This window comes from Bradyrhizobium denitrificans (assembly GCF_013179005.1).
In the GTDB taxonomy this organism is placed as follows: domain Bacteria; phylum Pseudomonadota; class Alphaproteobacteria; order Rhizobiales; family Xanthobacteraceae; genus Bradyrhizobium; species Bradyrhizobium denitrificans.
The window spans coordinates 1-5722 of the sequence record NZ_JABFDP010000070.1; the positions used below are offsets into that span (position 1 = coordinate 1).

Annotated in this window: 4 protein-coding genes; all 4 read left to right on the forward strand. The window is 61.9% G+C overall.

Annotated features, from left to right (window positions below; translation table 11 throughout):
- Window positions 1-499: 499 nt before the first annotated feature.
- The 4 genes from HL671_RS37665 to HL671_RS37680 are packed head-to-tail and all read left to right on the forward strand — an operon-like array spanning window position 500 to window position 5543.
- Complete coding sequence (locus tag HL671_RS37665) at window positions 500-838, forward strand: type II toxin-antitoxin system PrlF family antitoxin (RefSeq protein ID WP_021082473.1); 339 nt, start codon at window positions 500-502, stop codon at window positions 836-838.
- The gene (locus HL671_RS37670) at window positions 835-1344 is read left to right on the forward strand and encodes a type II toxin-antitoxin system YhaV family toxin (RefSeq protein WP_021082474.1); all 510 of its coding nucleotides are present in this window, start codon (window positions 835-837) and stop codon (window positions 1342-1344) included. Before HL671_RS37665 ends, HL671_RS37670 begins: the two co-directional genes overlap by 4 nt.
- 28 nt (window positions 1345-1372) lie before the next feature.
- Window positions 1373-2149: a Hachiman antiphage defense system protein HamA gene (locus HL671_RS37675; RefSeq protein WP_035653661.1), complete on the forward strand. Its 777-nt coding sequence runs from the start codon at window positions 1373-1375 to the stop codon at window positions 2147-2149.
- A complete protein-coding gene (locus HL671_RS37680) occupies window positions 2136-5543 on the forward strand; it encodes a DEAD/DEAH box helicase (protein ID WP_172244211.1) in 3408 nt (1135 codons plus the stop codon). The genes HL671_RS37675 and HL671_RS37680 overlap by 14 nt, the downstream gene beginning before the upstream one ends.
- Window positions 5544-5722: the final 179 nt, after the last annotated feature.

A 5722-nucleotide genomic window follows, 5' to 3' on the forward strand; every position in this document is an offset into this window, starting at 1 on the left:
CCTTCGGTCAGACATGCCAAATCGAGGACGCCGTGGGCGAGCCGAGAGAAACGGTTAGTGGACATCAACGGCGACAATCGACGTCGTGACGACGGACAGAACCGCCGGCAGAGCGCACCCGGTTGGCAATGCGTGAAGATGCACATCGAAGCCCGAAGCAACAGGTGACCGCGCGGCTTTGCTGAGCACGGCTGCGATGGCCCGTCGGGCGCTATCATGCCAGTCGACCGGGGACAAATTGGGACCCGCGCAGAAAGCGCTGATCAGAGATCGCACATGCCTTCGCATTCGTTGGCGAGGAGATCGAGCTGGCCACGGTCAGCGTCTTCAAAGTCGGTGCTGTATCGGCGACATCGGGATCGAGTGGGCGGCTTCTGCATGGTCAGGGTCCGTCAAGGCGGGAGCTTCGAATGGCGTGATGCGCAGCGGGCATCACGCCGTCGGTCCTTGAACATACAATGCAAATGCATTACATTGGGACGCACGATCGGAGCCTTCGATGCCGAAAACCGCCGAAATCCTCGAAATTCCCGCCACGATCACCGAGCGGGGCCAAACTACGGTTCCTGCCGCCATCCGCAAGATGCTGGCACTGGGCAAACGGGACCGCGTGGTGTTTCGAGGGCTTGCCGACGGAACGGTCGTCCTGGCCAAGAAAGCGGCGGACGAGCAGGCTGACCCCGTCATCGGAAATTTTCTGCGCTTTCTCGAGAAGGACATGGCGGCGCACCCGGCGCGGGTTCGAGCGATTCCTTCGACTCTGCTCGCGCGCGGTGCAGCCCTCGTCAAGGGCGTTGAGGTCGATCTCGACGCAGCCTTGCCGGACGACGATGCGTGACGGACCAGACGATCGAAATCAATGGCTGGACCATCTACGCGCATCCGCTCTTCCTTGATCAGCTGGAGGCCCTAATCGCAGCCGTCGAGAAGGCGCGTGCCAAAGACCCGAAAGGCTATAAGACGAAGCGAGCGGCAAAACTGCTTGCCGCGGTCCTGAAAGTCGCCTTTGAGAACATCCCCGCCGATCCGGCCAGCGACGTATTCCGCCAAGGCGATACGCTCGGCGCCGACTACAAACACTGGTTTCGCGCGAAATTTTTGCAACAGTATCGGTTGTTCTTTCGCTATCAGCAGGCGGCCACGAGCAAGATTATCATCCTGGCTTGGGTGAATGACGACGACACGCTGCGCGCCTATGGCAGCACGACGGATGCTTACGCCGTGTTCCGGAAGATGCTGAACCGAGGAAACCCACCTGATACGTGGGACGCGCTGGTCGCCGCAGCGTCCGGCGCCGGGCCGAAATCGCGGTTGCGAGCATCGAGAGCGAAGCCGAAGGATTGACGCCTGTGCCGACCGATAGGGGAGTGGATTGCCGCTGTTTGCCGATTGGTGTGATTGCGAGCCCGCGCAAGACGGCCGCAAGCGCTTACTGAAATTTACCGAGCGGGTTGGGGGACGAGCGGCAATTGCTGGCCGTCTTCCCGATCTGCTGCGCTCTCACTACGACGAAATGGAACGCATAGCGGAGGATGTCGCCCTTCTCGGTTATGCGAGCGCCGCAGCATTGCTAGCCGAGCGTCTTCCCCGAACCACGCGGGCACGCTCCGGCGAGCTAGGGGAAATCTTCGCAACCGAGCTGGTTGAGGAGTCGTTGGGCTTCTCGGTTCCGGTTCGTCGCCTTCGCTATAAGGATGGCCGCGAGATGGCGCTCCGCGGCGACGACTTTATCGGCGTGCGATCGAGTGCTGAGGGACACCTCTTTCTTTTGAAAGGAGAAGCCAAGAGCCGGGCCAATCTCGCCGGCGCAACGATTATCGAGGCTCGAACGGCGCTGTCGCGTGATAGTGGCCGGCCGACGGCGACCTCCCTGCTCTTTATCGCCGACAGGTTGATGGAGGGTGATGGTCCGCTCGCGGCATTGGGCCGAATCATCCGAAATGAGGTCGCAAGCCGCGCAGTTCCCTCCGATCGCATCGACCATGCTCTCTTCACGATGTCCGGCAATGCCACGCCCCGAGCGCTTTTCGACGATCTGCGCGGTGCCGGCGTTGATCGCAGCCACACTGTAATCCACCTTCGGATCGACGATCATCAGGAGTTCATTCGGCTGTCCTACGAGGGAGCACTCGCCCTTGGAGACGGTTGACGAACTGGCAGCCTTCTTGACGCAGGCGACCGCTGACGGTGTCAGGGGTCGGCTGCAAGCTCGCGGCGAGGCGCGGTCCATCATTCGCCGCGACGGCGTGCTGCCTGACGATGCGCCGGCGTTCGGAGAAACGATTGACACCGATCTGTCCGAATATGCGCTCTCCGTGCTGCGCGCATCCATGGCGCTTCGGGAAGGCGGCGGCAACCATGAGATTTGGCGGCGCGGCTTCGCGCGGGCCGGAAACGCGTTCGAAGCACTGGTGCAAAATGGCTCCCACGAGGATGTCGGCCGGGGCTTCTATCGGATCGCAGGCGCCGCCGCGTATCATCTGGCAAGCTACTCCGCTCTCGCCTTCTCTCTGATCTCTCAACGGCCTGAGAACGCGAATCTATCGCCAGCGGAAGAAGCGTTGGCGCATCTTATTTTGCGGGATCTGGCCGGTCTAGGTCGCCGCGCGCGAGCGTGGCTGCTGAACCCAGCCCATGGTGATGCAAATATTAGCCAGGCGTTGCGCGCAGGAGAGATTGATTCGGACGACGCCGTCAGGTTGATCGCCACATCAACCATTTTTCGCGCCCTCGCGTTCTTCGAATTCGCTCTTCAGACCGGGGCCGCGGTCCTGATTGAGGAGTCTCGGTCCCTCCTGCGCCGCGCGATCTCCCTCGCAAGGAACGCCAATGCCGTGTCGCTGTGGTGGACCGCGCGCATAGCGTTCAATCTTGTCGATGACCTGTGGTCTAGCAGCTTGCATCAGGTGCTTCCCCTCGACGGGCCGGCGGGCGCGGGAAACTATCAGGATTTGCGCCAACTCTTCATCGGGGAACTCTTTGGACGTGACGTCGCCGAGGTGGAGCTTTGGCCGTCGCAGATCGAAGCAGCCCGACGAGCAACCGACATGACCGACGATCTCGTCGTCGCGTTGCCGACCAGTGCTGGCAAGACACGAATCGCCGAGATCGCCGCATTGATGGCGCTCGCGGCGCGCAGGCGGGTCCTCATTGTAACGCCGCTTCGCGCATTATCCGCCCAGACGGAACGATCATTCCGTCGGACTTTCTCGAGCCTTGGGTTCTCGGTCTCGTCGCTCTATGGCGCGGCTGGAGCCGCTGGCGGCGACGAAGACGCACTCCGTACGCAGGATATTGTCATCGCCACACCGGAGAAGCTGGACTTCGCCTTGCGGAATGACCCGTCGATCATCGATGACGTCGGGCTCGTAGTCCTCGACGAAGGTCACCTGATCGGGCCAAGCGAACGCGAAATTCGGTACGAGAACCTCGTTCAAAGACTGCTCAGGCGTGCTGACAACGAAACCCGTCGCATCGTCTGTCTCTCGGCGATCTTGCCCGAAGGGGATCAGCTTAACGATTTGACCGCTTGGATTCGCAGTGATGCAGGTGGAACACCGATTCAGTCGCGCTGGCGACCAACGCGGCAACGCTTCGGCACCCTCATGTGGCAGGGTAACTCGGCCCGCCTGAGCTTCGATCTCGAAGCAGGCGGACCCTATATTCGTGATTTCGTCCCGGAGGAGGCAGCTCGCCGGCCACGGCGCACGCCGTTCCCGAGAGATACAAAGGAGCTGACGCTCGCGGCCGCATGGAAGTTTTCGGCTCAGGGTAAGCGAGCGCTCGTCTTCTGCACGCAACGTGATCACGTCGAGGGATACGCCGAGACCATCGTTGACCTGCACAGTCGCGGTTATCTGCCCTCGCTGCTTGACGACGCAGCCGCGGTCGCGCGTGCTTTGGCCGTGGGTCGCGAGTGGCTAGGCCCGGATCATCCCGCGGTTCGGTGCTTGCCGATCGGTGTCGCGATTCATCACGGTCGGTTACCAGGGCCGTTCCTTCGCGAGGTGGAGGGCTTGCTCGCCGCAGGCGTTCTACGCGTGACAGTTGCGTCACCGACGTTGGCGCAAGGTCTCAACCTCAATGCCGCTGTGCTGCTGATTCCGACCCTCTACCGTGCTGGCGTTCCGTTGTCCGGCGAAGAATTCGCTAACGTGGCCGGGCGTGCAGGCCGTGCCTTTGTCGATCTGGAAGGCCTTGTGTTGCACGTGATGTTCCAAGCCGAGGGGTGGCGACAACGCGCTTGGCGAGACCTCGTCGGATCGGCGAAGGCAAGGTCGCTTTCAAGCGGCATCATCACCATCGTCGCCGAGGTGCTCAACCGTCTGGCGCGCGCGAACGTCTTCCTGCGGGCCGACGCAATGGAGTATCTCGCGAATGCCCAGGAGGCCTGGTTTCCACAGGACCATGCCGCTGATGCCGAGCCGATCGAGAGTCTGATCGAAAAGCTCGATGCAACTGTCTTTGGTCTCATCGAAGCGCTGGACAGTGGCAGCGCGGAGCTTCCGCGGCTAATCGACGAAGCCCTGAACGGATCACTGTGGTCTCGCCAGATCGCCCGGCTAGGCGAACAGACCCGCTACAACCAACTGTGGATTCTCCAGGCTCGCGCGCGCCTAATCTGGAACAAATCGGACGCCGTGCAGCGCCGCGCCACCTTCGCGATGGGCATTGGACTGGAAGCGGGCCTCGCCATCGACGCGATCGCCCCTGAATTGACGGAACTTCTTGATCGGGCTGATGACGCAGCACAGACCGGCGCAATTGACGATTTGAGCGCCGCTCTCACCGGCATGGCGGCGCGCTTGTTCGGCATTCGGCCATTCGTGCCGGATGTCGATCTGCCGGCGAATTGGCGCGAGCTCCTCGCAGCCTGGCTTCGCGGCACCGATGTTGTCACGATCGGTCTGGACAACATGCGCGTCATCGAAGACGCGTTCGTTTATCGGCTTGTATGGGCAATCGAGGCGATCCGGATGCGGCGCCGTGCGAGCGGCGGAGAATCGGACTTTGTTGAAGGCAGCGCCGCGGCCGTTCTTGAGGCCGGCGTGCCGCAGGCCATGATGGCGAGTCTAGTCCGGGCCGGACTGCCCTCCCGAGTCGCCGCAATGGCCGCGATTCGTGAAACACAACCGGTTTTCGTCGGTGGGGCGGAAATGAACCGATGGTTGCGATCGAATGAGATTGCAGCGCTCTCGGCTCAGCCCGATTGGCCGACCGCCGATACAGCGCATATCTGGAAGAAGTTCAGAAATGACGCACTCAGTGGTGCAACCTCGAAGTGGACAACTCAGGACTGGACGATGCAAGGCGACGTGCCCAACTTTGTCGATGTGGGAATGCCGGGTCGCATCGAGATTGAAGAACATACGGGCGCAGTGTCGGTCACGACGCCGGACTACCGCTCCATCGTTGGGATCCGACAGCGCCTTCGGCAATTTCGACCAAGTCTGTGCCATGTTGAATTCGCGACCGACCGTCGCAGCTCGCGCATCATCCGGCTTGGGCGAGGTGAAGCGCAATGGCAAGACAACGAGGGGTAGACATCTGATGGGTATGCCTAGAACATCTGCCGTCGCTACGCCGGGGACAAACCGCATATGCCGGAGCCGGGCACGGAGCCGCCGGGCCGCAGCGCGCTGAACGCGCGATTGATCACCCGCGTGAGAAGAGACGTCGATGCAGAAACGGCCCCGCCTTTCGGCGGGACCGTTGCCGTGGA